Below are 25,803 nucleotides of genomic sequence, written 5' to 3' on the forward strand. Positions count from 1 at the left end.
TGTTCTGTCACGGGTTTTCCCGCGGGTGTCGGATCGGTGGATCGGCACCGGAACCGACGCTTTCGATGGTAACCAGAGTTACTGGTGTGACTAATGGGACGAAACCAAATCGTGAGCCAATTGCGACCGGATCCGTACCTGCGAACCCGGGTACAGCCGTTCTTCACGGGGCGGATGTCGCTGTCAGGGGCTCGCGGTACCGGTCCAGTACCCTGACTGCACGTGACCGGAGAAAACCAGCAGTTCGACCTGATCGTTGTCGGATCCGGGTTTTTCGGCCTCACCATCGCTGAGCGCGCCGCGACCCAACTGAACAAGCGGGTCCTCGTCGTCGAGCGCCGTCATCACATCGGCGGTAACGCGTACTCCGAGCCCGAACCTGAGACGGGTATAGAGGTGCATAAGTACGGTGCGCACCTGTTCCATACCTCTAATAAGAGGGTCTGGGACTACGTGCGGCAGTTCACCGAGTTCACCGGGTACCAGCATCGCGTCTTCGCGATGCACAACGGGCAGTCCTATCAGTTCCCGATGGGCCTGGGGCTGGTGTCGCAGTTCTTCGGCCGCTACTTCACCCCCGACGAGGCGCGGGCGCTGATTGCCGAGCAGGCCGCCGAAATCGCCACCGAAGACGCCACCAACCTCGAGGAAAAGGCGATATCACTCATCGGGCGCCCGCTGTACGAGGCGTTCGTGAAGGCGTACACCGCCAAGCAATGGCAGACCGACCCCAAGGAGCTGCCTGCGGGCAACATCACCCGCCTGCCGGTGCGCTACACCTTCGACAACCGGTACTTCAACGACACCTACGAAGGCCTGCCGGTCGACGGGTACACCGCCTGGCTGCAGAACATGGCCGCTGACGACCGCATCGAGGTGCGCTTGGACACCGACTGGTTCCAGGTGCGCGACGACCTTCGCGCCGCGAACCCGTCGGCCCCGGTCGTGTACACCGGCCCGCTGGATCGCTACTTCGACTATGCCGATGGCCGATTGGGCTGGCGCACACTTGATTTCGAGGTCGAGGTGCTCGATACCGGAGACTTCCAGGGCACTCCGGTGATGAACTACAACGACGCTGACGTGCCGTATACCCGAATCCATGAGTTCCGCCACTTCCATCCGGAACGGGCCTACCCGACGGATAAGACCGTCATCATGAGGGAATTCTCGCGGTTCGCCGAGGGGAATGACGAGCCGTACTACCCGATCAACACCGAATCCGATCGGGCCACCCTGGCCGCCTACCGCGCCCGCGCCAAGCAGGAGACAGCTTCTTCGAAGGTGCTGTTCGGCGGACGGCTGGGTACCTATCAATATCTCGATATGCACATGGCGATCGCCAGTGCGCTGAGCATGTACGACAACGTGCTTGCGCCGCATCTGGCCGACGGTGCTCCCCTGTCCGGAGGTGACGAATAATGAGTGACATACCATTCGGTCCCATCGATTCGACGGAATCGCATGCGGTGAGCCTGCTGTCCCGAGTGATCCTGCCCCGGCCGGGCGAGCCACTCGACGTGCGCAAGCTCTACATCGTCGAGTCCGAGACAAACGACCGGCGTGCACACGCACCCACCCGCACCACGCTGGAGATCGGCGCGGAGTCTGAGGTCTCGTTCGCCACCTATTTCAACGCGTTCCCGGCAAGCTACTGGCGGCGCTGGTCGACGCTGGAGAACGTCGTGCTGCACATCGAGCTGTCCGGTGCCGGCCGCGTCGACGTGTACCGGACCAAGGCCACCGGTGCGCGAATCACGGTGGGCGGCACTCAGTTCAGCGGTGCCAATGCGGTGATCGAATTCGAGATCGGCCTGGATGCGTTCGAAGACGGTGGCTGGATCTGGTTCGATGTCACCACCGACACCGAGGTGGCGGTGCACAACGCGGGCTGGTACGCCCCGACCGCAGCACCCGGCCGGGCCAGCATCACCGTCGGCATCCCCACCTTCAACCGCCCCGGAGACTGCGTGAACGCTCTCAAGGCGCTCGCTTCGGATCCTCAGGTGGACAAGGTAATCACCGCCGTCATCGTCCCCGACCAGGGCACCAACAAGGCCAAGGATCATCCCGAGTGGGCGGCCGCGGCGGGGCCGCTCGGGGAGCGCCTGCGGGTGTACGACCAGCCGAACCTCGGCGGTTCGGGCGGCTACAGCCGGGTCATGTACGAGGCGCTCAAGAACACCGACTGCGAACAGATCCTCTACATGGACGACGACATCCGGATCGAACCGGATTCGATCCTGCGGGCGCTGGCGCTGAGCCGTTTTGCCAAGTCCCCCATGCTCGTCGGTGGTCAGATGCTCAACTTGCAGGAGCCCTCGCACCTGCACGTGATGGGTGAGATGGTCAACCGTGACAACTTCATGTGGACCAGCGCGCCATTCGCCGAGTACGACCACGACTTCGCCGAGGAGCCGCTGGCGGATTCGCCGGACCTGCACCGGCGCATCGATGTCGACTACAACGGCTGGTGGATGTGCATGATTCCCCGCGTGGTCGCCGAGGAACTCGGCCAGCCGTTGCCGCTGTTTATCAAGTGGGACGACGCCGAGTATGGGATCCGCGCCAACGAGCACGGCTACGGCACCGCATCGATGCCGGGCACGGCGATCTGGCATATGGCCTGGAGCGACAAGGACGACGCCATCGACTGGCAGGCCTACTTCCACCTGCGTAACCGGCTGGTGGTCGCGGCTCTGCATTGGGACAACCCGATCCGCGGTCTGCTTGCCAGCTCGCTGAAGGCCACCTTCAAACACCTGCTGTGCCTGGAGTATTCGACCGTGGCCATCCAGAACCGGGCCATCGACGACTTCCTGGCAGGTCCCGAGCACATCGCGTCGATCCTCGAGTCGGCGCTGCCCGACGTGCGCAAGATGCGTCAGCAGTTCCCGGACGCCGTCGTACTCCCGACAGCCACCTCGCTGCCCTCGCCTTCCGGGCGCCGCAAGGTGCACAAGCCGCCGGTTTCCTTGCCCGCCATCGGATTACGGCTCTCCCGCGGCGTGATTCATCAGCTGAAGAAGGAAAACCCCGAGCATCACGTGCGCCCGGAGCTGAACGTGGCGACCCAGGATGCCCGTTGGTTCCTGCTGTGCCGTGTCGACGGCGTCACCGTCACCACCGCCGACGGGCGTGGTGTGGTGTATCGCCAGCGCGATCGGGCCAAGATGTTCGAGCTGCTGCGCGCGTCGGCGCGTCGCCACCTGCAGCTGATGCGTAATTTCAACAAGATGCGCAAGACCTACCGCAACGCGCTGCCGACGCTGACCAGTAAAGAGCAGTGGGAGAACATCCTGGGCATTGGTAAGGACAATTCGGCGGCCCAGTCCGTGAATCCCGGGGTGAGTGCATGACCGGTCTGCTGCCGGGCGAGGTGACCGCGCCCCAGGGGGAGACCGCGGTTCTTGTCGCCGTGCAGTCGGCCCTCGCTGGTCGGCCCGGGGTGCTCAGCACCGCCCGCGGTCTGTCCCATTTCGGTGAGCACAGCATCGGCTGGGTGGCTGCGGCGCTGATCGGCGCCGCGATCAACAGGCGAGACAAGGCCCGTAGGCGCAGCTGGTTGGCCGCGGGTGCGGGCGCCTTTGGGGCCCACGCCGCGTCGGTGATCATCAAACGTGTGGTGCGCCGGCGTCGTCCCAGCCATGAGGCGGTGCGGGTGAACGTCGGTACCCCGAGCCGGTTGAGCTTCCCCTCCTCGCACGCGACCTCGACCGCGGCCGCCGCGGTGCTGTTGGCGCCGCTGACCGGATTGCCCTTGCCCGCGCTGCTGATTCCGCCGATGGCGTTGTCACGGTTGGTTCTTGGCGTGCACTACCCCACAGATGTGGCCGCCGGCGCTGCCTTGGGCGCGCTGATCGGCACGGCCGTTCGCCGGGCGGACTCGCGCCTGGCGCTCAAGGAGGAACAGGTATGAGCGAGGAGCCGGCACCCACCGCAGGCCCGCCCAAGAATCTCGTCTCGGGGGTCATCAAGGCATTGCGGCCCCGTCAATGGGTGAAGAATGTCCTGGTTTTCGCGGCGCCTTTGGCGGCGCTCGGCGACATTTCGCCGCACGACTACCGGGGCATTTTCATCCGGGTCGCTATCGCCTTTGTTGCCTTCAGCATGGCGGCGTCGTCGATCTACCTGATCAACGACGCCCGCGATGTCGAGGCCGACCGGCAGCACCCCACCAAGCGGTTCCGGCCGATCGCCGCAGGGGTCTTGCCGATACCCGCCGCGTATGGGCTTGCGGTCGTGCTGGTTGCCGGGTCATTGGGCATCGCCTCTCGGGTCAGCCTGAACCTGGTCATCGTGATAGCGATCTATATCGCCATCCAGCTGGCCTACTGCTTTGGCCTCAAACATCAGCCGGTCATTGACATCTGCATCGTCTCATCGGCGTATCTCATTCGGGCGATCGCCGGTGGTGTGGCCGCCGGTGTGTATCTGTCGCAGTGGTTCCTGCTGATCATGGCCTTCGGGTCGCTCATGATGACCGCGGGTAAGCGTTATGCCGAATTGCAGATTGTCGAAAAGACCGGTGCCAAGATCCGTAAGTCGCTCGAGGGATACACATCCAGTTACCTGCGGTTCGTTTGGACGCTGTCGGCGACCGCGATCGTGGTCTGCTACGGGCTGTGGGCCTTCGAACGTGACCACCGCGCCGGATCCTGGTTTGTGGCATCGATGATCCCGTTCACCATCGCCATCCTGCGTTACGCGGTCGATGTCGACGGGGGCGAGGCGGGCGAGCCCGAGGAGATCGCTCTGGGGGACAGGGTATTGCAATTCCTGTTCGTCGCATGGATCGGATCGCTCGGTGCGGCCTTCTACTTCTCCTAACACCCAACCCGGCCCGGGCACGAATGGCCTGACCCGCTTCACAGTGTGGGTCAGCGTCCTCACCGTGACCGTGTTGTTCGGCTGGGGGGCCTGGCAGCGGCGCTGGATCGCGGATGACGGTCTCATCGTGCTGCGTACTGTGCGAAATCTGCTGGCGGGCAACGGCCCCGTCTTCAACAAGGGAGAACGGGTAGAGGCCAACACCTCCACGGTGTGGACCTACCTGACGTATCTGGGCGGCTGGGCCGGCGGAGGTATTCGCCTCGAGTACGTGGCGTTGGCCCTGTCGCTGGTGCTCAGCCTGGTCGGCGTCGCGCTGGCGATTCTGGGTACCGCCCGGCTCTACGCGCCGCTGCTTGCCGGACGCGCCGCGGTAATGGTGCCCGCCGGAATGCTGGTGTACATCGCGATTCCGCCGGCCCGTGATTTCGCCACCTCCGGCCTGGAAAACGGTTTGGTACTGGCATATTTGGGCGGACTGTGGCTCATGATGGTGATCTGGGCGCAGGCCGTGCGCGCGCCCGTGACCCTTGATCGGCGCGGCGGCCCACATCAGCCGGTGGATCCACGGATCGTGCATGCCGACCGAAAAGACCAGAAAGACGTTCTCAGTAGACGATTCACGATAGGGCTGGCCTTCATGGCCGGGCTGAGCGTGCTGATCCGTCCGGAGCTGGCTCTCGTCGGGGGTGGCTTCCTGGTGATGATGCTGATCGCCGCCCGCGGGTTCACCAGCCGGGTGTACATCGTGGCGGCCGGCGGAGCGCTGCCCGTGCTGTACCAGATTTTCCGGATGGGCTACTACGGCCTGTTGGTGCCGAGTACGGCGATCGCGAAGGACGCGTCGGGCTCCAAATGGGGGCAGGGCTTCGTCTACCTGCAAAACATGAACTCCCCGTATCTCATATGGGTGCCGGCGGTGCTGCTCATCGCCCTCGGTGTGGCCGCCTACCAGGCCCGCCGTGGTCAATGGTGGGTGCGCCAGGTGGCCGCCCCGGGTTACGGGTGGCTGGCGCGGCTTGTCCAAAACCCCACCGCCGTAGTTATTTTCATGCTCGCCAGCGGATTCATCCAGGGCCTGTACTGGATACGCCAGGGTGGGGATTTCATGCACGCGCGTGTGCTGTTGACCCCGGTGTTCTGCATGCTGCTGCCCATCGCGGTGGTTCCGCTGGCAGCGCCGGACAGTGCGGCCTTTACGCCCAAGCAGGCTCGTCTGCTCACCGGGGCCACCATCGGGCTTTTCGCGGGTATCGCCGGATGGGCATTGTGGGTGGCTAACTCGCCGGGAATGGGGGGTGACGGCACCAAGGTCACCTACAGCGGCATCGTCGACGAACGGCGCTTCTACGCGCAGGCGACCGGCGTCGCGCATCCGCTGACCGCCGCGGACTACCTGAACTACCCGCGCATGCGCGCGGTGTTGGTGGCGATCGACAACACCCCGGATGGGGCGCTCCTATTGCCCTCGGGGAACTACGACCAGTGGGATGTGGTGCCGGCCATCCCGCCGCCACCCCCGATCCCGCACGATTACCGCGGGCCGCACGCGGTTCTGTTCACCAACTTGGGCATGCTCGGCATGAACCTGGGCCTGGATGTACGAATCGTGGACCAGATTGGGTTGGCCAATCCGCTGGCCGCGCACACCACGCGCATCACGGATGGACGCATCGGCCACGACAAGGATCTGTTCCCGGAGTGGATGATTGCCGACGGACCCTGGCTCAAGCGTTACCCGTATATCCCGCGGTATCTCAGCCAGGACTGGGTCGCCGAGGCCGTGGAGGCGCTCAAGTGTCCGCGGACCGAAGCGATGTTGGGTTCGATACGCCGGCCCCTCTCACCTCGGCTTTTCGTGTCGAACTTGCTGCACGCCGCCGAGTTCACCACCTACCGGTTCGACCGTGTGCCGCGTCTTGAGCTGGCCCGATGCGGTCTGCCGATGCCGAAGCTGGATACCCCCCCGTACACTGGGCTTCCGGCGACCGGTCCCTAGAGGAGCGTTCCCGTCCGGGTCCTCGACGTGATCGTGCATGCGGGCTTCTGTGTCCGAATCGAGATCCCAATTAGGTAACGCCGCGGCCCCGTCGTCGCGATACGAAGACGACCGTGTCAGACACTTCAGACGCAATGTTGCGTTACAGAAGTGACAGTTGTGACTTTCCCCCAATGAAACGGATGGACCCCAGATGAGCGTGCGCGTGAGAGCCCGCCGCGTGCTGACGGCCCTGTTAGCGGCGTTTGTGATGCCCGTGGCAATGGCCGCGGGCTTGGCGGTCAACCCCGCCACCGCGCATGCTTTTTCGCGCGAGGGACTTCCGGTCGAATACCTGGACGTCTACTCCAATTCAATGGGACGCAACATCCGCGTCGAGTTCATGGGCGGGGGACCCAAGGCGGTTTACCTGCTCGACGGACTTCGCGCCCAAGACGACTTCAATGGCTGGGATATCAACACCGCGGCCTTCGAGTGGTTCTACCAATCGGGGATCTCGGTGGTCATGCCCGTAGGTGGCCAGTCGAGTTTCTACACGGACTGGTATTCGCCGTCGGCGCTCAATAAGCAGCCGTACACGTACAAGTGGGAAACGTTCCTCACTCAGGAATTGCCCGCCTACCTGGCCACCAATAAGCAGATATCGGCCACGGGTAATGGCGTGGTGGGACTTTCGATGAGTGGTGGCGCGGCATTGATCCTGGCCGCCTTTCACCCCGCGCAATTCAGATTCGCGGGCTCGCTTTCGGGGTTCCTCAATCCGTCGACCATCTTCATGACCAACGCGATCCGGGTCGCGATGCTCGACGCCGGTAGTTACAGCGTCGACAACATGTGGGGCCCGCCGTGGGATCCGGCGTGGCGGCGCAACGACCCCACCGTGCAGGTCCAGGCGTTGGTCGCGGCCGGGACTCGCCTCTACATCTACTGCGCTCCTGGTGGTTCGACACCCATCGACGAAAACGCCGATGCGGGTGTCGCCCTGAGCGCGAGCAGCTTGGAGTCGCTGGCCGTCAGCGGTAACAAGAGGTTCCAACAGGCGTATGCCGCAGCCGGCGGCAGCAACGCCACATTTGTCTTCCCCTCGTCCGGGAATCACTCCTGGCCGTATTGGGGACAGCAACTGCAGGCCCTCAAGGGTGATCTGATTGCCACGATCAATGGCTAGGGTCTCGGGGCACCTTGAGAAGGTCCGCAGGCGCACATAGTGATGGTGCTGCAGGTCCTTCAGATGTGGTTGACTACCGCGCGAGTATGCGATGGGCGTCCATCAAATCCCTTGACCTGCGCGTGGGAAATCGATTGAAACAGATGGGAAAACGAAGTAAATGAAGCTCTTTTCGAAGATGCGTGGTGCTACCGCGCGTCGGCTGGCTGTAGTTGCCACGGCCGCGGCCGTGCTGCCGGGTCTTGTCGGCGTCACCGGTGGTTCGGCGATTGCGGGCGCTTTCTCGCGTCCCGGGCTTCCGGTCGAGTACCTGCAGGTGCCGTCGGCGTCGATGGGCCGCGAGATCAAGGTTCAGTTCCAGCCCGGTGGCGCCAAGGCTGTCTACCTGCTGGACGGTCTGCGTGCGCGCGACGACTTCAGCGGCTGGGACATCGAGACCACCGCGTTCGAGGACTACTACCAGTCCGGTATCTCCATGGTGATGCCCGTCGGTGGACAGTCCAGCTTCTACACGGACTGGTACAACCCGGCCAAGGGCAAGGATGGCGTCTGGACCTACAAGTGGGAGACCTTCACCACTCAGGAGCTCCCGGCCTACCTGGCTGCCAACAAGGGCATCTCGCAGACCGGTAACGCTGTGGTCGGTCTCTCGATGGGTGCCTCGGCCGCGCTGACCCTGTCGATCTACCACCCGCAGCTGTTCGTCTACGCCGGTGCGCTGTCGGGCTTCCTGAACCCGTCGGACATGAAGTTCCAGATCGGTATGGCCATGGGCGACGCCGGTGGCTTCAGCGCATCGGACATGTGGGGCCCGGACAGCGATCCGGCCTGGCAGCGCAATGACCCGTTCCTGAACATCCAGAAGATCATCGACAACGGCACGCGCCTGTGGATCTACTGCGGCACCGGTGACTCCACCGACCTGGACGCCACCCGCAACGGTTTCGAGAACTTCACCGGCGGCTTCCTTGAGGGTATGGCCATCGGTTCGAACAAGAAGTTCGTCGAGGCCTACACCGCGGCCGGCGGCAAGAACGCCCACGTGGAGTTTCCTCCGGGCGGTATCCACAACTGGACCTACTGGGGCCAGCAGTTGCGGGCCATGAAGTCTGACATGGTCGCCTACCTGCAGAGCCACTAGGCATAAGCAGTCAAAAGAGCGGTGGCCGCCCTGTCTTTGGCAGGTGGCCACCGCTCTTTCGTCTTTTCGCCGGATTGTGTCTCAAGACCACATCGGTCCGGTTGCGGAGCACCAACAACCGTGACGGGATGTGTTGACAGCCGCCCTGATGTGGTTGACTACCTCGGGGACCCCACAGGATGTCTGTCGGCCTGACATGTAACGCCGACTGAAGCAGACGGGATACTGAGGTAATGAAGCTCTTTACACATATGCGTGGCGCGACTGCGCGTCGACTTGCGGCCGTGGCCGCCACTGCGGCTGTTCTACCAGGACTTATCGGCGTCGCCGGTGGTTCAGCGGTAGCGAATGCCTTCTCGCGTCCGGGTCTCCCTGTTGTAGACCTGCAGGTGCCGTCGGCATCCATGGGCCGCGACATCAAGATCCAGTTCCAGGGAGGCGGCGCCAAGGCCCTCTACCTGCTGGACGGTCTACGCGCACGCGACGACTTCAACGGCTGGGACATTGAGACCACCGCGTTCGAGGACTACTACCAGTCCGGTATCTCGCTGGTCATGCCCGTCGGTGGGCAGTCCAGCTGGTACACCGACTGGTACCAGCCCGCCAAGGGCAAGGACGGCGTCTTCACTTACAAGTGGGAGACCTTCCTGACCCAGGAGCTGCCCGCGTACCTGGCCGCCAACAACGGTGTGTCCCGGACCGGTAACGCTGTCGTCGGCCTTTCGATGGGTGGCGCGTCCGCCATCACGCTGGCCAACTACCACCCGCAGCAGTTCATCTACGCCGGTGCGCTCTCGGGCTTCCTGAACCCCTCGGACATGAAGGGGCAGGTCGGTATGGCCATGGGTGACGCCGGTGGCTTCAGCGCCCAGGACATGTGGGGCCCGGACAGCGACCCGGCGTGGGTCCGCAACGACCCGTTCCTCAACATCGACAAGACGGTGGCCAACGGCACCCGGTTGTGGATCTACTGCGGTAGCGGTGACGCGACCGACCTGGACGCTACTCGCAACGGTTTCGAGAACTTCACCGGTGGCTTCCTCGAGGGCATGGCCATCGGCATCAACAAGAAGTACGTCGATGCCTACACCGCCGCCGGCGGCAAGAACGCCCACGTGGAGTTCCCTCCGGGTGGTCTGCACAACTGGACCTACTGGGGCAACCAGCTCCGTGCCATGAAGTCCGACATGGTGAGCTACCTCGGTAGCCACTAGTCATCACTGACAATCGCAAAAGCGGCGGCCACTTCGGTGGTCGCCGCTTTTGTCGTTTCGGGGATCGCCGACGGCCACAATCGAGTAACGAATTCTGTGCTGCGACGATCATTTGCGCAGGTGCGGGTGGCATCGGTTCGGTAGCCTCGCTCGGGGCTCCCGGTACCGTGGAGCAAGCTGCGAGACCGCACGTCACGAACGGCCAGGAGACACATGCCCAAGACCTCGAGTAGTAAACGGCACCGGATTCTCGGTTTGGCCGCGGCGCTGGCCGTTGCCGTCGTCGTCATCCTGGTGATCGCGATCGTCGTGGTCATCGTCCGCAGGCCCGACGACGTCACGCCCCCCGCGGGGCAGGTGACAACGACGACACCCCCGCTGACGCGTCCCGGCCAGAAGCCCCGGCCGGCCTTCCAGAGCGCCGACTGCCCCGATGTGCAGGCGCTCATCATCCCGGGTACCTGGGAGTCGTCGCGCACCGACGACCCACTCAACCCGACAGAGTTCCCGCGGTCACTGCTGCTGAACGTGTCCCGGCCGATCACCGAGAAGTTCGATAAGGCCCGGCTGGAGACGTGGACGGTGCCGTACACCGCCCAGTTCCACAACCCGTTCGCCAATGACAACCAGATGTCGTACAACGACAGCCGCAAGGAAGGCACCGACCGGGCAGTCAAGCAGCTCTCCGAGATGTACGACCGGTGCCCGCTCACCAGCTACGTTCTGGTTGGTTTCTCGCAGGGTGCGGTGATCGCCGGTGACATCGCCAACCAGATCGGAAACGGCGAGGGACCCGTCGATCAGGACCTGGTGCTCGGCGTGACATTGATCGCAGACGGCCGCCGCCAGGACGGGGTCGGGCTGTCGCCAGGGCCCAACCCGCCCGGACAGGGCGCTGAAGTCACCCTGGGCGATCTGGGGGTGTTGGATTCCTTCGGTCTGAAGATGTCAGGCCCGCGTCCCGGCGGATTTGGTGAGCTCAACGATCGCACCAACCAGATCTGTGGAACCGGGGACCTCATCTGCGCGGCGCCGCCGGACGCCTTCAACATCTCCAACCTGGGTAAGACGCTGGACATTCTGTCCGGGGGCGCAGGTGCCCCGGTACACGCGCTGTACGCCACGCCGGAGTTCTGGCAGATCGACGGCCAGCCGGCGACGGTGTGGACCACCAACTGGGCCGAGGGGCTCATCGAGAAGGCGCCCCACCCCAAGCACGGCTGACAAGAGTCGATGTCATCTTCGCAACAGGGCGCCGAGATATTTGGAGGGCACGGTACGCTCGCCTAAGATTAAGAGAAAAATAAGACTGTAAGCCGTTCGTGAGGTTGAGTGATTTTGGCTGGCTGACGCTGACCGATAATCTCGTCGCGAATGGCCGCCTGAGCTGCCGTAGTACGCGATCGCCTCTCGGTAGGATCATCGAGGATTTGACGTTCGCGATGACGCGTGCTCGCGAATGCCTCAGGCCCGCGAAACGCGCATCATGCGCCGTCATAGGAGAGAAGCACACATGGCGTTCGACAACCCGTTCCTCGACTCGGCGGGCCACATCAAGTTCCCCGAGGACGGGAGCATCGTTGGCCACGTTGAGGGTTGGGCGGAGTCGCAGGGCGACAGCCTGGCCTACCGGTTCCTCGACTTCTCGACAGAGCGCGACGGTGCCTATATCGACATCACCTGGTCGCAGTTCGGCGCGCGCAACCGCGCCGTGGCGGCCCGCCTGCAGCAGGTGACCAAGCCGGGCGACCGTGTCGCCATCCTGGCCCCGCAGAGCCTCGACTACCTTGTCGCGCATTTCGGTGCGCTCTATGCCGGCGCGATCTCTGTGCCGTTGTTCGATCCCAGCGAGGCCGGCCATGCGGGCCGTCTGCACGCGGTCCTCGACGACTGCCAGCCGTCTGCGGTGCTCACCACGACCGACTGCGCCGAGGGCGTGCGCAAGTTCTTCCGGAATCGCCCGCCCAAGGAGCGTCCTCGCGTCATTGCCGTCGATGCGATTCCCGAAGACGTGGGTTCGACCTGGGTTGAACCGGTGGCCACCAAGGACACCATCGCGTACCTGCAGTACACCTCCGGCTCGACCCGCGCGCCCGCCGGTGTGCAGATCACGCACCTCGGCCTTGCGACCAACCTGCTGCAGCTGATCGACGCGTTGTCGGCCAAGCAGGGGCAACAAAGCCATGAAGATCTGCGCGGAACCACCTGGCTGCCGTTCTTCCATGACATGGGCCTGATCACGGTGATGGTGCCGTCGATGATCGGCCGGTACATGACGGTGATGAGCCCGGCGGCGTTTATTCGCCGCCCCCTGCGCTGGCTGCGCGAAATGGCCGTCAAGGGCGACGATCACGGTGGAACTTTCTCGGCGCTGCCCAACTTCGCCTTCGAGCACTGCGCGTTGCGTGGTGTGCCCAAGGAGGGCGAGCCGCCGCTGGATCTGTCGAACGTGTACTCGATCATCAACGGTTCCGAGCCGGTGTCCACGGCCTCGATCAAGAAGTTCTGCGATGCCTTCGAGCCGTACGGCTTTGATCCCAGGGCGATTCACCCGTCCTACGGCATGGCCGAGGCCACTCTGTTCGTCACCTCGACCATTTGGAACACGGAGCGGGCGCGCGTGCTGCACGTGGACCGCACCGAACTCAACGCCGGGCGCATCGTGCAGGTGGAGCCGGGTGCCGAGAACTCGGTGACTCAGGTGTCCAGCGGCCGGATGGCCCGGGACGAATGGGGCGTGATCGTCGACGGCGAGACCGCGTCGGAACTCCCCGACGGGCAGATCGGCGAGATCTGGTTGCACGGCAACAACATTGGGTCCGGCTACTGGGGCCGTCCGGAGGAGACCCGCGAAGCGTTCCACAACACGCTCAAGTCACGGATCTCCGAATCGCACGCCGAGGGCGTGCCTGATGACGCCAACTGGCTCAACACCGGCGACCTCGGAGTATGGGTCGACGGCGAGCTGTACATCACCGGCCGCGTCAAGGACCTCATCATCGTGGACGGACGTAACCACTACCCGCAGGATGTTGAGTTCACCGCGCAGGAGGCCAACAAGGCGCTACGCCCGGGATATGTGGCCGCGTTCTCGGTACCGGCCAACCAGCTGCCGCAGGTGGTCTTCGACAATCCGCATGCCGGTCTGAAGTACGACCCGGAGGATTCCTCGGAGCAGCTGGTGATCGTGGGCGAGCGCAGCGTGGGCGGACACAAGTCGGACAACCAGGCGGTCGGCGACGATGTGCGCGCCGCCATCGCGGTGCGTCACGGCGTGACAGTGCGGGACGTGCTGCTGGTGCCCGCAGGCTCGATCGCCCGGACCTCCAGCGGCAAGATCGCCCGCCGCGCCGCCCGGACCAGCTATCTGGACGGCAGCCTGCGCGGCGGATACCAGCAGACCGCATTCCCCGACGACCGGCAGTAACCGTTCACACACGGTCGTCCGTACGCAACACCCCGGAGAGGGCTCGAACATGACTGATACGCAACAGGATTCGACACCAGAGACCGAACCCGAGGCTCCAGAGGCGACAGATGGCGGCGCCGGTTCGGACGCGCCTCCCGCGGGCGGGACACCGCAGGGTGAGCTGACCATCCCGGAGATGCGCGCATGGCTGCGCGACTGGATCGCCAAGGCCACCGGGGTGAGCCCCGACCGTGTCGACGAGTCGGCGCCCATGGTGGAGATGGGCCTGTCCTCACGCGACGCGGTGGCGATGGCTGCCGATATCGAGGACCTCACCGGGGTCACGCTGACGGCCACCGTCGCCTTCCAGCACCCCACCATCGAGTCACTGGCCACCCGGATCATCGAGGGTGAACCGGAGCTGCCGGACGCCGGTGAAGAGGACTGGTCACGCGATCCCAACGTTGCCGCAGGCGAATTCGACATCGCGGTGATCGGTCTGTCGACGCGCCTGCCCGGCGATGTGAACTCACCGGCGCAGCTGTGGGAGGCGCTGCTGGAAGGCCGCGACGCCATCACCGACCTGCCCGAGGGGCGTTGGGAAGAGTTCACCGTCGAGCCGCGCATCGCCGAACGCGTTGCGCAGGCCAGCACCCGTGGCGGATACCTCAAGGACATCAAGGGATTCGACGCCGAGTTCTTCACGCTGTCCAAGATGGAAGCCGACAACATGGATCCGCAGCAGCGGATCGCTCTCGAATTGACTTGGGAGGCACTGGAAAACGCCCGTATCCCGGCGTCTGCGCTCAAGGGTCAGAGTGTTGGTGTCTACATCGGCAGCTCCAACAACGACTACAGCTACCTGTCGGTGGCCGACCCCACCGTCACGCACCCGTACGCCATCACCGGCAACGCGAGTTCGATTATCGCGAACCGGGTTTCGTACTTCTATGACTTCCGCGGGCCGAGTGTCGCCGTTGACACCGCATGTTCTTCGTCGCTGGTCGCGGTGCACCAGGGCGTCAAGGCCCTGCGGTGCGGCGAGGCCGACGTGGTGGTGGCCGGTGGTGTCAACGCGCTCATCACCCCGGTGGTCACGGTCGGATTCGATGAGGTCGGTGGCGTACTCGCGCCAGACGGCCGCATCAAGTCGTTCTCGCAGGATGCCAACGGCTACAGCCGTTCCGAGGGTGGCGGCATGCTGATACTCAAGCGGCTCTCCGATGCGCGGCGCGACGGTGACCCGATCATGGCGATCATCGCCGGGTCTGCGGTCAATCACGATGGCCGGTCCAACGGTCTGCTCGCGCCCAACCCGGATGCTCAGGCAGAGGTACTGCGCAAGGCCTACAAGGACGCCGGTATCGATCCGCGCACCGTCGACGTCATCGAAGCGCATGGCACCGGCACCATCCTCGGCGATCCGATCGAGGCAGACGGCCTGGGCCGGGTGGTGGGCCGTGGCCGCGACGCCGACAAGCCCGCGCTACTGGGCTCGGCGAAGTCGAACTTCGGGCACCTGGAGTCCGCGGCCGGCGCCGCGAGCTTGTCGAAGATCGTGCTGGCCTTGCAGAACAACAAGGTTCCGCCGTCGATCAATTACACCGGCCCCAACCCGTACATCGACTTCGACGCCATCCGCCTCAAGGTCGTCGATCAGGTTTCCGACTGGCCGCGCTACAGCGGCCACGCCATCGCGGGTGTCTCCGGTTTCGGATTCGGCGGAGCCAACGCCCACATCGTGGTGCGTGAGGTGCTGCCCATCGACCTGGTCGAACCGACGGAGCCGTCCGAATCCGATGAGGACGCCGACGTCAACGGCAAACATGCTGCGGCAGAGGACGATACCGAGGGCAGCGGTGACGAGTCCGTTGCTACCCGCTTTGACGAGTACGGCGAGTTCCTGGGCGGGTACTCCGACGAGCCGGCAGAACTGCCCGGACTGACCGATGAGGCCAAGCGTCTCCGGGATGAGGCACTGGCGGCGCTGTCGAATGAAGAGCCGGTGACTCCCGTTGTGCCGCTGTTCATCTCAGGCTTCCTTTCCTCGCGCAAGAAGGCCGCTGCGGCGGCCCTGGCCGACTGGATGGAAACCGAGGAGGGACAGTCGTACTCGCTGGAGTCCATCGGCCGTTCGCTCTCACGCCGCAACCACGGCCGCTCGCGTGCGGTGGTGCTGGCACATGACCACGAAGAGGCCGTCAAGGGACTGCGCGCCGTCGCCGAGGGCAAGCAGAAGCCCTATGTGTACTCCGCCGACGGGCCCGTCAGCAGTGGCCCGGTCTGGGTGATGGCGGGATTCGGTGCGCAGCACCGGAAGATGGGCAAGAGCCTGTACCTGCGTGATCCGCTCTTCGCCGAGTGGATCAACAAGGTCGACTCCTACGTGCAGGACGAGCGGGGCTACTCCGTCGTCGAGCTGATCCTGGACGATTCGCATGAGTACGGCATCGAAACCAGCAACATCGCCATCTATGCCATCCAGATCGGGTTGGGCGAGGTGCTCAAGGCGCACGGCGCCAAGCCCACCGCAGTGATCGGACAGTCGCTGGGCGAGCCCGCCTCGGCCTACTTCGCAGGTGGCTTGTCACTGGCTGACGCCACCCGGGTCATCTGCTCGCGTGCTCACCTGATGGGTGAGGGCGAGGCGATGCTGTTCGGCGAGTACATCCGGCTGATGGCTTTGGTCGAGTACTCCGCCGATGAGCTGAAGATGGTGTTCTCCGATTTCCCGGACCTCGAGGTGTGCGTGTACGCGGCCCCGTCGCAGACCGTCATCGGCGGTCCGCCCGCGCAGATCGACGCGATCGTGGCGCGCTGCGAGGCCGAGGGCAAGTTCGCCCGCAAGCTGCAGACCAAGGGCGCCGGCCATACCTCCCAGATGGACCCGCTGCTCGGCGAGTTCGCCGCAGAGCTACAGGGCATCGAGCCGACGACTCCGACCGTCGGGATCTTCTCGACGGTGCACGAGGGCAACTATTTCCGCCCCGGCGGTGAGCCGCTGCATGATGTCGATTACTGGAAAAAGGGAATGCGGCATTCGGTCTACTTCACCCACGGCACCCGCAATGCCGTCGAAGCCGGCCACACCACTTTCCTGGAGCTGGCGCCGAATCCTGTGGCGCTCATGCAGGTTGGCCTCACCACCATGGCGTCCGGTCTGCCCGACGCGCAGCTGATCGCGACCCTCGCCCGCAAGGAGGACGAGGTCGAGTCCCTGGTCAAGACCATGGCGCAGCTGTACGTGCACGGCCACGCCCTGGATCCGCGGACACTGTTCGACAAGGCCGCCAAGTCGTCGGACTACGCGCCGATTCCCGCCACGGAATTCAAGCGCAAGCCGCACTGGCTGCCCGCTCACTTCAGCGCCGATGGGTCGACCCGCATCCCGGGCACGCACGTCTCGCTGCCTGATGGCAAGCATGTCTGGGAGTGGAGCCCGCGAGAGACCGCCGGGGTCGATTTCGCCGAGCTGGTGAAAACGGCGGCGACATCGGTTATTTCGGGTGCACAGCTCACTGCCTTTGAGCAGCGGGCCATCCCGGGCGAGGGATCGACGCTGGTGACCACGCTGTCGCGGCACCCGGGTGGTGCCACCGTGCAGGTACACGCCCGCATCGGTGAGTCGTTCACGCTCGTCTACGACGCAGTGGTCTCCCGTGCCGGTCAGGGCGGCGCCTTGCCGTTCGCGACCGCCGCGGGTGTGGCCACCAACGGTTCGGCGACGGTGACGGCTGCCCCGGCACAAGCGGTCGCAGTCGTGGAAGACGAAGTGCCCGAGGAGATTCACGACAACCTGCTCTCCGGGGCGGGCGCGGGCGCCGACTTCAAGAAGTGGAGCAAGGAGTCCGGCGAACCGGTTATCGAGCGCCTGGCCGCGATCGTGTCGCTGGCCATGGGCTACGAGCCCGAGGACGTGCCGCGTGAGGTGCCGTTGATCGAGCTGGGTCTGGATTCGTTGATGGCGGTGCGTATCAAGAACCGCGTCGAATTCGACTTCGACCTGCCGCCCATTCAGCTGCAGGCCGTGCGCGATGCCAACCTGCTCGATGTCGAGCGACTGGTCATCTACGCGTTGGAGAACCCGGACGCGGTGCACGAGCTGCACGACTACCAGCAGACCGATGAGTTCAAGGAGGCCGCGCCGACAGGCGGCATGCTGTCGAAGGCTGATCTGGAGAAGGTGCTGGATGCGGTGCCGCAGCCGGCGGAGCCAGAATCCGCCGCCGACAGCGCTCCCGCCGCGGAATCGGCTCTTTCGGCGGAGACGTCGGAATTGGCCAAGGCCGCTGCCGCGATGAACCAGGAGGCGATCGCCGAGGCGCTCAACGCTGATGTGCCGCCGCGTGATGCGGCCGAACGCGTGGCATTCGCGACGTGGGCCATCGTCACCGGTGAGTCGCCGGGCAGCATCTTCAATGCGCTGCCCAAGATCGATGACGCAACGGCAGAGAAACTCGCTGAACGCCTTTCGCAGCGTGCGGACGGGGAGATCGGTGCCGAGGAGGTCAAGCTCGCGCCGACCATCGAGGCACTCGGCGAGGTTGTCCGCAGCCGCCTGGAGGCCGGCAAGATTGACGGTTTCGTGCGGACGCTCGCACCCCGGCAGGAGGGTTCCGCCACGGTTCCCGTCTTCGTGTTCCACCCTGCGGGTGGTTCGACGGTGGTCTACGAGCCGCTGTTGAAGCGGCTGCCGGAGGGCACGCCGATGTTCGGCTTCGAACGTGTCGAAGGCACCATCGAGGAGCGGGCCGCCCAGTACGTGCCGAAGCTGCTGGAGTTGCACAAGGGCCCGTTCATCCTCGCCGGGTGGTCACTGGGTGCGGTGTTGGCGTACGCCTGCGCGGTGGGTCTGAAGGAGGCCGGCGCCGAGGTCGCCTGGGTCGGCAATATCGATGGGGTGCGCCCCGGGACGCCGATCCTGACGACCACGGAGGAGACGCGCAAGCGATGGGATCGCTACGCGAAGTTCGCGGAGAAGACCTTCAACGTGCAGATCCCGGAGATCCCCTACGAGCAGCTCGAGGAGCTCGACGACGAGGGTCAGGTGCGGTTCGTGCTGGAGGCCGTCAAGGCCGCCGGCGTGGAGATTCCGGGCGGCATCATCGAGCACCAGCGCACGTCCTACCTGGACCAACGGGCCATCGACACGTCGACGCCGGTGTCCTTCGACGGGCATATGACGCTGTACATGGCCGACCGGTATCACGATGACGCCATCACCTTCGAGCCCGCGTACGCGACTCGCCAGCCCGACGGTGGCTGGGGTGAGTTCGTCTCCGATCTCGAGGTGGTCCCGGTTGGCGGAGAGCACATCCAGATCATCGACGAACCGTTCATCGCTAAGGTCGGTGCTCATATGAGTCAGGCATTGCGTTCCATCAATGCGAAGAACCAGGAAGGCTAGACGTGCCACCACATACAACTGCGGAGAAGGTCGCCGACCTGCGTGAGCGGATTGCCCGCACACAAGAGCCGGGTGACGCCAAGGCCATCGCCAAGCGTGATGCCAAGGGCATCCCGAGTGCGCGTGCCCGCATCCACGCACTGCTCGACAAGGGCAGCTTCCTGGAACTCGGCGCATTTGGGCGTACCCCAGGTGATCCGAATGCCCCGTACACCGACGGTGTGGTGACCGGGTTGGGCCGCATCGACGACCGCCCGGTGGCAGTCTTCTCGCACGATCAGACGGTGTATCAGGGAAGCGTCGGCGAGATGTTCGGCCGCAAGGTCGCCAAGCTCATGGAGTGGGCGGCCACCAACGGCTGCCCGGTGATCGGTATCAACGACTCGGCGGGCGCCCGCATTCAAGACACCGCCACCTCGTTGGCCTGGTACGCCGAGCTGGGGCGTCGCCACGAGATGCTGCGCGGCATGGTTCCGGAGATCTCGTTGATCTTCGGCAAGTGTGCCGGCGGTGCGGTGTATTCGCCGATCCAGACCGACCTCGTGGTCGCGGTGCGCGATCAGGGCTACATGTTCATCACGGGCCCCGACGTCATCAAGGACGTCACCGGCGAGGACGTCACATTCGACGAACTCGGCGGCGCGGACGTGCAGGCTCAGCGTGGCAACATCCACAAGGTGGTCGAGGACGAGGCGGCCGCGTACCAGTACGTGCGCGACTACCTCAGTTTCTTGCCTTCCAACACGTTCGACTATCCGCCGATCGTGAATCCGGGCCTGGAGCCCGAGATCACCGAGGACGATCTGTACCTCGACACGATCATCCCGGATGCCGATAACCAGGGCTACGACATGCACGAGGTTCTGCTGCGGATCTTCGACGACGGTGATGTGTTCGAAATCGCCGACCAGCGCAGCCCGTCCATGATCACCGCGTTCGCCCGTGTCGATGGAAGCCCGGTCGGCGTCATCGCCAACCAGCCGATGCACATGTCCGGAGCGGTGGGCAACGAGGCCTCCGACAAGGCGGCCGGGTTCATCCGCTTCTGTGACTCGTTCAATCTTCCTTTGGTGTTCGTGGTCGATACCCCGGGCGCCATGCCGGGTGTGGAAGAGGAGACGAACGGCGTCATCAAGCGCGGCGGCAGGTTCTTCAATGCCGTGGTGGAGGCTGATGTGCCCAAGGTAACCATCATTACCCGCAAGGCCTACGGCGGCGGGTACGCGGTCATGGGCTCCAAGCAACTCTCAGCCGACTTGAACTTCGCCTGGCCCACAGCGCGTATCGCGGTGATCGGCGCCGAGGGCGCCGCGCAGCTGCTGGTGAAGCGATTCCCCGATCCGACGGCTCCAGAGGTGCGGAAGATCCGGCAGGACTTCATCGACGGGTACAACAAAAACCTGGCCACGCCGTGGATCGCCGCCGAGCGTGGCTACATCGACGGCGTCATCGAACCGCATCAGACGCGGCTGCTATTGCGTCAGTCCCTGAAGCTGTTGCGGGACAAGCAGAATCTCGGCAAGGTGCAGCGCAAGCACGGTCTCACCCCGATCTAACGATTCATCACCAGAAGGCCCCCGTACGCGACGCGTGGAGGGGGCCTTCTGCTTGTCGGAGTTTTAGTCGCGCAGCACCAGGGCGCGGCTGCCCGCGTGCGCCCACACCATGGCGGCGGCGATCGAGAGCAGCATCGTCATCCAGGAAAACCAGGTGACGTCGATACGCGGACCGGAGATGAAGCTGTCTTGCACGGCCGGCCAGTACGTCGGCATGAGGTGGACATAACCGAGCCCGAGGACGCTGGCGGTGCCCACCACCACGGTGGCCTCAGGGGCGTGCTTGCGGTGGCGCAGGATCATCGTTACCGCAATCGCGATCAACACCGCGTGCGTGGCCGAGAGGTACGTGAGCGTGGGCGGTGCCGCCGCGATACCGCGGCGCAGGTGGTCGATGAGGTCCAGGGCCCAGCCGATGATGAAAGCAACGGTGGCGGCCCGCAAGAATCTGTCGGCGCGAGTGGTGAGCTCTGTCATCGCGACCTCCGTTGGTCTACTACAAACGATAGTAGATACCTAACCCTTGCCGGGCAACATGCTTTCGCCCGAGCGGTACGGCTCTCCATGGGGGTCGAGGCAGTGTGTGGAGGCCTCGGTGTCCTCGTGGTCGACCTGCAACGTGGTGTGGTCGATGTCGTACTGCGTATGGAGTAACCCTTCGATGTCGCGCCGTATTCCATGGCAGTCCGCATCGGGGGCCACCAGGATGTGGGCGGACAGTGCGGGCTGGCCGGAGGTGATCTGCCAGATGTGCAGATCGTGCACTTCGGCGACGGATGGCAACGCTGCGAGCTGGGTGCCGATGGCCTCGGGATCCATGTTCGCCGGTGCGGCTTCCAGGAAGATGCGGCCCGACTCACGCACCAGACCCCAACCGGCCTTGAGCATGAGCGCGGCGACGACGAGGGCGGCAATGGCATCGGCCCGGGTGAACCCGGTGAGCCACACCACGGCACCGGCGACGGCGGTGGCGATGAAGGCGTACAGGTCGTTGAGGATGTGCTGGAAGGCCCCCTCGACATTGAGGCTGGACCGGTTGGCCTTGCTGATGCACCAGGTGGCTGCCACATTGACGGCGATACCCGCGAGCGCCGTGATGAACACGAGCAGCCCCGACACCTCCGGGGGAGTGATAAGGCGGCGGATGCCTTCGTAGATGAAGAAGGCGGCAAGCAGGAACAGGGTGATGCCGTTGGCCTGTGCCGACAGGATTTCGGCGCGTTTGAGTCCGTAGGTGTAGCTGCCGCGAGCCGGGCGGGAGGCGAGTCGAATGGCAATGAGCGCCAACACGATCGATGCCGCGTCCGTCAGCATGTGCCCGGCATCGGAGATCAGCGCCAGCGACTGGGCGATCACACCGATGACGACCTCGATGGCCATGAATCCGCCGATCAGGATCAGGGCTATGGTCAGCCATTTCCGATCGGCGTCGGCACTCACGCCGTGGCTATGCGAGTGCCCGGCTCCGTGCTCGTGTGCGTCGGTGGACATGGCCACTTCCTTTCTCAGATTCATGCAAACATATGCATGCTAGCATGTGTCATGACAAACGTTCAGCCCTTGACCTGTCCCAAGTGTGAGTCGCAGATGCTCTCGACGAAATGGTTTGGTGTCCGCACGTTCCAATGCACAGGCTGCGCCGCCGTGCTGGTGGAGCAGGAGAGTCTGCAGCAGTTCGTGGACGGCGCCGCGCGCTTCGGTCCGTCGGCGCATATCGACCAGGCGCCCCCCGCGCAGCCGTATCCACCCGCCCCGCAACCGTATCCGCCCGCGCCACCGCAGCAGGACTACCGCGGCGTCATGGGTGGACTATTCGGTGGAGGAGGCCACGGCTATCGGCGACGGGGCCACCACTAGTCCCCAGTCGTCGTGGTCCGGCTAGCCCGCCGACATCACATTTGTGGACCGGCATTTCGTACAGTGCTTCGGCATGACGTCGATCATGCACAGCCAGGGTGCTCCGGTCTGGGTGGCGACTCGTGATGGCCGGCGCCTCTACAGCCAGGTGCTGCCCGGGCCTGCCGACTCGCCCACCGTCGTTTTCGAAGCGGGATCCGGTGCCACGCGCTCGTATTGGGCTGCAGTGCAGCTGCGCGTCGCGGCAGGTGCCCGTGCGATCGTCTATGACCGTGCCGGTCTGGGCCGTTCGGAGCCCGATCCGGCGGGCCGGTCCCTGGACCGGATGGCCGACGACCTGGTTGATCTGCTCGACCACTTCGGCCCGGGCCCCTTCATTCTCGTCGGGCATAGTGCCGGTGGCGCCATCGTGCGCCTGGCCGCCTCCAAGCGGCTACATCTACTTGCCGGGCTGGTCCTTGTCGAACCGGTCGATGAGTCTGCAGAGGTGTTGTTCGGCAAGGCATTCCGCCGAAACGAACGGATCGGCATCGCTGTCGGTAAGGTGCTGGCCCGATTAGGGGTCCTGCGGTTTCTGTACGGTTCACTGCTGGCAGCGGCCCCCGCCGCCGATGTCCGCGAGGATCTTCGCCAGGAGGCCTTCACCCACCGCGTTCTTGAGACGCAGCGCCGCCAAGCTAGCAGTTTTCTCGACGATCTCGCGGCCTGGCGCAGTTGTCCGCCCGAAGTCGGCGACCTGCCCGTCACCGTGATATCCGGCGCGCTCGCGTTGGCAAAAGACGGCATGCCCCGGCAGGTGCGCGCTCAAGCGATCGCCGCACACGTGCACCGCGCCGCGCAGTCTGCCTGCGGACGGCATGTCATCGCCCAGCACTCCGGGCATGCCGTCCCCGTTACCGAACCCCAGCTCGTCGCCGACGAGATCGCACGCCTGGTCGCCAAGGCCCGGGGCCAGTCCGGCGGCTAGTCGCACCAGCACCGGTACGTAGCCACCCGCATCGCTCCGCTGTCGGCTAGCCTCGGTCAAATAGTGAAGTAGCATCACAAATTACTGATCAGGGGTTTTAGCATGTCAGCAGCCTCGCGCCCGGTGGGCCGACCCGTCGTATTCACCCGCGCTGACATCGTGGCGGCCGGGTGCAAAATCGGGCTGCAGGGTCTGCGGATCAGCGCGGTCGCTGCCGCCCTCGGTGTGTCCGCGGCCGCGTTATACCGCCACATCGACGGCCGGTGGGAGCTCGAACGCCTAGTTGGTGAGGAGCTGTTGAGCCGATTGCGTATCGCAGACAACCCGGAGCACGACACGACCGAACACCTCGTGTCCTTCGCCGTTGCACTGCGAGCCTTCGTCACCGCGCACCCAGGCCTGGCCTCCTACATGCTGGTGCTGTTTCCCCGCGGAGAGAGCAGTGCCCAGTTGATTCGGGACCAGGTAGACGCGCTCGGGCGCCGCGGCTATCCCGTCGAGGTCGCGGTCACGATCGCGGGCTGCGTGGCCCGGGTGGCCCTGAGTCTGGTCGCCGCCGATGAGCAGCGCAGCGCCGCGAACGACGGTGCTGACTTCTTGGCCGAGAACGAAAAGGCGCACGACGTACTCACCGCACAGGGCGCGATAGGGCCCGCCTACGAACGCCGGTGGATGCTGACCGATGACGAGTACTTCGCGATGCTGATCGCCACGGCGGTGCGTGGATTCGTCGCCGCGGCACCGCCGGGGACGCCGGTGGATGAGGTGATGGCCGCGCTGCGGAACCACGGCACATCGTGATGCCGATCTGGATGGCACTGCCTCCAGAAGTATCCTCGACGCTGCTCAGCACCGGCCCGGGCCCGGGGGCGCTGCTGGCCGCGGCCGGCGCCTGGCTTGCTCTGAGTGCCGAATATGCTGACGCCGCAGCCGAACTCACTACGGTTCTGGGCGCCGCGGAGATGGGGGCGTGGCAGGGGCCGAGCGCTGAAAGCTATGTCGCCTCGCACGGTCCCTATCTCGCATGGCTTTCGCAGGCCAGCGCCGACAGCGCGGTGGCCGCCGCGCAACACGAAACGATAGCCGCCGCGTATGCGAGCGCGATCGCCGCAATGCCTACGCTAGCCGAACTGGCGCTTAACCATTCCGTTCACGGCGCACTGATCGCCACGAATTTCTTTGGTATCAACACTATTCCGCTTGCGCTCAATGAGGCCGACTATCTGCGCATGTGGTTGCAGGCGGCCACCGTGATGAGCACGTATGAGGCCCAGTCCAGCCTCGCACTGTCGGCGGTGCCGGCCACCGGGCCCGCGCCGGTGATCATGGCACCAGGCGGGGAGGCGAGCACTGCGAGCCAGTTCGCGGCCGACCGCGCTGCCACGTCGAGTGCCGCTGAGGCGGGAACAGCCCTCGACAGCAGCGACAGCGACAGCGGCGCCATCGACGGTTTCCCGTTCTTGGGCGAGGCGATCAAGGCACTGCGTGACTTCATCGCCAACCCCAGCCCAACCAGCCTGCTCGCCCTGATCGTCAACGGCGGATTGTTCGCCGCCTATCTATCGACGAACGTCCCCATCTACATGGCGTTCACGAGTCCGCTGTGGGGATCGGCCTTGGCCACGATTCTGGGGTCGATTGCCGCGGCCGCGCCGTCCGGTGTCGATCAGCCGACAACAGACCAGCCCGGACAGAGCCCACCATTGCGGGAGTCGGCCACCAGGGTGCACAAGGCGCTTCCGCTGCCCGCGTTAGGTGTTTCGGCGCCGGCGAGTCCGTCCGCACCGGCTCCATCCGGCTCGGCGCCGGTGTCGTCGGCAACCCCGGCCACCGCACCGGCTTCCGCGGTAACCCCCGCCTATCTGGTGTTCGCCCCAGGCGAGGACCCGCCGAACCATGGTCTCGGCCCGACATTCGAGGAGGGCTCCGCGGCACGGATGCCTGCGGCGGGCGCCGCTGTGGCTGCGCAGGCAACAGCACGTGGACAGACCGCCCGCCGACGGCGCGCACGGTTGGCGAGCTCCAGTCCGGAGTTCATGGACATGAATGTCACGGTGGCTCCGGAGCCCGAAGATCCGCCCGGCGTGCAGGCATCGGCGCGCGGCATCGGACCGCAGCGGCGCACCGGTACGGTTCCGGCTGCCTCACTGCGCCAGCCCGCAGGGCTTGTCGCACAAGACAACACCGCTTCTCATGACGGCGCCCGGACGACGCCGATGCTGCCGCAAACATGGGACCGTGATCACTGAGGTCCG

Annotated in this window: 18 protein-coding genes; 16 read left to right on the plus strand and 2 right to left on the minus strand. The window is 64.9% G+C overall.

Annotated features, from left to right (window positions below; translation table 11 throughout):
• The first annotated feature begins 222 nt into the window (after window positions 1–222).
• From glf to RHO23_RS22090, 12 genes are all read left to right on the plus strand, one after another.
• A complete protein-coding gene (gene glf / locus RHO23_RS22035; protein ID WP_423488357.1) occupies window positions 223–1,422 on the plus strand; it encodes a UDP-galactopyranose mutase in 1,200 nt (399 codons plus the stop codon).
• Window positions 1,422–3,359, plus strand: coding sequence for a glycosyltransferase (locus RHO23_RS22040; RefSeq protein WP_057967302.1), 1,938 nt, complete (start codon window positions 1,422–1,424; stop codon window positions 3,357–3,359). Before glf ends, RHO23_RS22040 begins: the two co-directional genes overlap by 1 nt.
• Window positions 3,356–3,919 (plus strand): phosphatase PAP2 family protein, encoded by a 564-nt coding sequence (locus tag RHO23_RS22045; protein ID WP_030096114.1) that lies wholly within the window; start codon window positions 3,356–3,358, stop codon window positions 3,917–3,919. Before RHO23_RS22040 ends, RHO23_RS22045 begins: the two co-directional genes overlap by 4 nt.
• A complete protein-coding gene (locus tag RHO23_RS22050) occupies window positions 3,916–4,830 on the plus strand; it encodes a decaprenyl-phosphate phosphoribosyltransferase (RefSeq protein WP_070918757.1) in 915 nt (304 codons plus the stop codon). The genes RHO23_RS22045 and RHO23_RS22050 overlap by 4 nt, the downstream gene beginning before the upstream one ends.
• Window positions 4,808–6,829 (plus strand): flagellar motor control protein ZomB, encoded by a 2,022-nt coding sequence (zomB, locus tag RHO23_RS22055; protein ID WP_109491665.1) that lies wholly within the window; start codon window positions 4,808–4,810, stop codon window positions 6,827–6,829. Before RHO23_RS22050 ends, zomB begins: the two co-directional genes overlap by 23 nt.
• A 193-nt stretch (window positions 6,830–7,022) precedes the next feature.
• Window positions 7,023–7,997 (plus strand): esterase family protein, encoded by a 975-nt coding sequence (locus RHO23_RS22060; protein ID WP_030096111.1) that lies wholly within the window; start codon window positions 7,023–7,025, stop codon window positions 7,995–7,997.
• A gap of 160 nt (window positions 7,998–8,157) precedes the next feature.
• A complete protein-coding gene (locus RHO23_RS22065) occupies window positions 8,158–9,138 on the plus strand; it encodes an esterase family protein (protein WP_070917043.1) in 981 nt (326 codons plus the stop codon).
• A gap of 233 nt (window positions 9,139–9,371) precedes the next feature.
• On the plus strand, window positions 9,372–10,352 hold the full coding sequence (locus RHO23_RS22070) for an alpha/beta hydrolase (RefSeq protein ID WP_046252145.1): 981 nt from the start codon (window positions 9,372–9,374) through the stop codon (window positions 10,350–10,352).
• 213 nt (window positions 10,353–10,565) lie between these two features.
• Complete coding sequence (locus RHO23_RS22075) at window positions 10,566–11,576, plus strand: cutinase family protein (RefSeq protein ID WP_057967299.1); 1,011 nt, start codon at window positions 10,566–10,568, stop codon at window positions 11,574–11,576.
• A 289-nt stretch (window positions 11,577–11,865) separates the two neighbouring features.
• Window positions 11,866–13,779 (plus strand): long-chain-fatty-acid--AMP ligase FadD32, encoded by a 1,914-nt coding sequence (fadD32, locus tag RHO23_RS22080; RefSeq protein ID WP_064407548.1) that lies wholly within the window; start codon window positions 11,866–11,868, stop codon window positions 13,777–13,779.
• A 49-nt stretch (window positions 13,780–13,828) separates the two neighbouring features.
• The gene (gene pks13, locus RHO23_RS22085; RefSeq protein ID WP_423488358.1) at window positions 13,829–19,168 is read left to right on the plus strand and encodes a polyketide synthase Pks13; all 5,340 of its coding nucleotides are present in this window, start codon (window positions 13,829–13,831) and stop codon (window positions 19,166–19,168) included.
• Between the two features lie 2 nt (window positions 19,169–19,170).
• A complete protein-coding gene (locus RHO23_RS22090; protein WP_030096105.1) occupies window positions 19,171–20,724 on the plus strand; it encodes an acyl-CoA carboxylase subunit beta in 1,554 nt (517 codons plus the stop codon).
• Between the two features lie 63 nt (window positions 20,725–20,787).
• On the opposite strand, the gene RHO23_RS22095 is transcribed toward RHO23_RS22090, so the two are convergent.
• Window positions 20,788–21,201, minus strand: coding sequence for a hypothetical protein (locus RHO23_RS22095; RefSeq protein ID WP_070921993.1), 414 nt, complete (start codon window positions 21,199–21,201; stop codon window positions 20,788–20,790).
• A gap of 39 nt (window positions 21,202–21,240) precedes the next feature.
• Window positions 21,241–22,215: a cation diffusion facilitator family transporter gene (locus tag RHO23_RS22100; protein ID WP_070922193.1), complete on the minus strand. Its 975-nt coding sequence runs from the start codon at window positions 22,213–22,215 to the stop codon at window positions 21,241–21,243.
• Between the two features lie 96 nt (window positions 22,216–22,311).
• On the opposite strand from RHO23_RS22100, the gene RHO23_RS22105 reads away from it, so the two are divergent.
• From RHO23_RS22105 to RHO23_RS22120, 4 genes are all read left to right on the plus strand, one after another.
• Window positions 22,312–22,581, plus strand: coding sequence for a hypothetical protein (locus RHO23_RS22105; RefSeq protein WP_030096102.1), 270 nt, complete (start codon window positions 22,312–22,314; stop codon window positions 22,579–22,581).
• 73 nt (window positions 22,582–22,654) lie between these two features.
• Window positions 22,655–23,548, plus strand: coding sequence for an alpha/beta fold hydrolase (locus tag RHO23_RS22110; RefSeq protein ID WP_423488359.1), 894 nt, complete (start codon window positions 22,655–22,657; stop codon window positions 23,546–23,548).
• Window positions 23,549–23,650: 102 nt separating this feature from the next.
• Complete coding sequence (locus RHO23_RS22115; protein ID WP_070921995.1) at window positions 23,651–24,349, plus strand: hypothetical protein; 699 nt, start codon at window positions 23,651–23,653, stop codon at window positions 24,347–24,349.
• An 11-nt stretch (window positions 24,350–24,360) separates the two neighbouring features.
• Window positions 24,361–25,797, plus strand: a complete 1,437-nt coding sequence (locus tag RHO23_RS22120; protein ID WP_423488360.1) for a PPE family protein — start codon at window positions 24,361–24,363, stop codon at window positions 25,795–25,797.
• The last annotated feature ends 6 nt before the right edge of the window (window positions 25,798–25,803 follow it).

Origin of the sequence: Mycobacteroides sp. PCS013 (genome assembly GCF_049532645.1) — a bacterium.
Taxonomy (GTDB): domain Bacteria; phylum Actinomycetota; class Actinomycetes; order Mycobacteriales; family Mycobacteriaceae; genus Mycobacterium; species Mycobacterium gwanakae.

What these genes read in the sequence shown, in the direction of transcription:
- RHO23_RS22095 (WP_070921993.1), bottom strand. Translation starts at nt 21,201, where the DNA reads ATGACAGAGCTCACCACTCGCGCCGACAGATTCTTGCGGGCCGCCACC.
- RHO23_RS22120 (WP_423488360.1), top strand. Translation starts at nt 24,361, where the DNA reads ATGGCACTGCCTCCAGAAGTATCCTCGACGCTGCTCAGCACCGGCCCG.
- RHO23_RS22075 (WP_057967299.1), top strand. Translation starts at nt 10,566, where the DNA reads ATGCCCAAGACCTCGAGTAGTAAACGGCACCGGATTCTCGGTTTGGCC.
- pks13 (WP_423488358.1), top strand. Translation starts at nt 13,829, where the DNA reads ATGACTGATACGCAACAGGATTCGACACCAGAGACCGAACCCGAGGCT.
- RHO23_RS22100 (WP_070922193.1), bottom strand. Translation starts at nt 22,215, where the DNA reads ATGTCCACCGACGCACACGAGCACGGAGCCGGGCACTCGCATAGCCAC.
- RHO23_RS22115 (WP_070921995.1), top strand. Translation starts at nt 23,651, where the DNA reads ATGTCAGCAGCCTCGCGCCCGGTGGGCCGACCCGTCGTATTCACCCGC.
- RHO23_RS22065 (WP_070917043.1), top strand. Translation starts at nt 8,158, where the DNA reads ATGAAGCTCTTTTCGAAGATGCGTGGTGCTACCGCGCGTCGGCTGGCT.
- RHO23_RS22105 (WP_030096102.1), top strand. Translation starts at nt 22,312, where the DNA reads ATGCTCTCGACGAAATGGTTTGGTGTCCGCACGTTCCAATGCACAGGC.
- RHO23_RS22070 (WP_046252145.1), top strand. Translation starts at nt 9,372, where the DNA reads ATGAAGCTCTTTACACATATGCGTGGCGCGACTGCGCGTCGACTTGCG.
- RHO23_RS22040 (WP_057967302.1), top strand. Translation starts at nt 1,422, where the DNA reads ATGAGTGACATACCATTCGGTCCCATCGATTCGACGGAATCGCATGCG.
- fadD32 (WP_064407548.1), top strand. Translation starts at nt 11,866, where the DNA reads ATGGCGTTCGACAACCCGTTCCTCGACTCGGCGGGCCACATCAAGTTC.
- RHO23_RS22045 (WP_030096114.1), top strand. Translation starts at nt 3,356, where the DNA reads ATGACCGGTCTGCTGCCGGGCGAGGTGACCGCGCCCCAGGGGGAGACC.
- RHO23_RS22050 (WP_070918757.1), top strand. Translation starts at nt 3,916, where the DNA reads ATGAGCGAGGAGCCGGCACCCACCGCAGGCCCGCCCAAGAATCTCGTC.
- RHO23_RS22110 (WP_423488359.1), top strand. Translation starts at nt 22,655, where the DNA reads ATGACGTCGATCATGCACAGCCAGGGTGCTCCGGTCTGGGTGGCGACT.
- RHO23_RS22060 (WP_030096111.1), top strand. Translation starts at nt 7,023, where the DNA reads ATGAGCGTGCGCGTGAGAGCCCGCCGCGTGCTGACGGCCCTGTTAGCG.